The 1296-nt window shown below is 50.9% G+C and carries 1 rRNA gene (only partly in view); it reads left to right on the plus strand.

The annotated features are described in order from the left end of the window. A 23S ribosomal RNA gene (locus tag AC07OK_RS30700) occupies positions 1-1296 on the plus strand (its annotated part continues 1453 nt past the right edge of the window); the annotation flags it as partial.

Raw genomic sequence — 1296 nt, forward strand, 5'->3', positions numbered from 1 at the left:
GGTCATTGCATACTGAATACATAGGTATGCAAAGCGAACGCGGCGAACTGAAACATCTAAGTAGCTGCAGGAAAAGAAATCAACCGAGATTCCCAAAGTAGTGGCGAGCGAAATGGGATGAGCCTGCACGTTTTAGCATGACGCATAACAGAATCCTCTGGAAATAGGAGCCATAGCGGGTGATAGCCCCGTATGTGAAATGCGATGTGTGGAACTAAGCGTGCGACAAGTAGGGCGGGACACGAGAAATCCTGTCTGAATATGGGGGGACCATCCTCCAAGGCTAAATACTCGTAATCGACCGATAGTGAACCAGTACCGTGAGGGAAAGGCGAAAAGAACCCCGGGAGGGGAGTGAAATAGATCCTGAAACCGTGTGCATACAAACAGTAGGAGCGGACTTGTTCCGTGACTGCGTACCTTTTGTATAATGGGTCAGCGACTTACATTCAGTGGCAAGGTTAACCATATAGGGAAGCCGTAGAGAAATCGAGTCCGAATAGGGCGATAGTCGCTGGGTGTAGACCCGAAACCAAGTGATCTACTCATGGCCAGGATGAAGGTGCGGTAACACGCACTGGAGGTCCGAACCCACTAATGTTGAAAAATTAGGGGATGAGCTGTGGGTAGGGGTGAAAGGCTAAACAAACTTGGAAATAGCTGGTTCTCTCCGAAAACTATTTAGGTAGTGCCTCAAGTATCACCATCGGGGGTAGAGCACTGTTATGGCTAGGGGGTCATCGCGACTTACCAAACCATTGCAAACTCCGAATACCGATGAGTGCGAGCTTGGGAGACAGACGTCGGGTGCTAACGTCCGGCGTCAAGAGGGAAACAACCCAGACCGCCAGCTAAGGTCCCAAAGATTGGCTAAGTGGAAAACGAAGTGGGAAGGCTAAAACAGTCAGGATGTTGGCTTAGAAGCAGCCATCATTTAAAGAAAGCGTAATAGCTCACTGATCGAGTCGTCCTGCGCGGAAGATGTAACGGGGCTAAGCCAGTCACCGAAGCTGCGGATATGCGTAAGCATATGGTAGGAGAGCGTTCTGTAAGCCTGCGAAGGTGTCTTGTAAAGGATGCTGGAGGTATCAGAAGTGCGAATGCTGACATGAGTAGCGATAATGGGGGTGAAAAGCCCCCACGCCGTAAGCCCAAGGTTTCCTGTTCAACGTTCATCGGAGCAGGGTGAGTCGGCCCCTAAGGCGAGGCAGAGATGCGTAGCTGATGGGAAGCAGGTTAATATTCCTGCACCGTCGTATGATGCGATGGGGGGACGGATCGCGGAAGGTTGTCCGA

It is taken from the genome of Duganella sp. GW821-FHT07G03 (assembly GCF_059418605.1).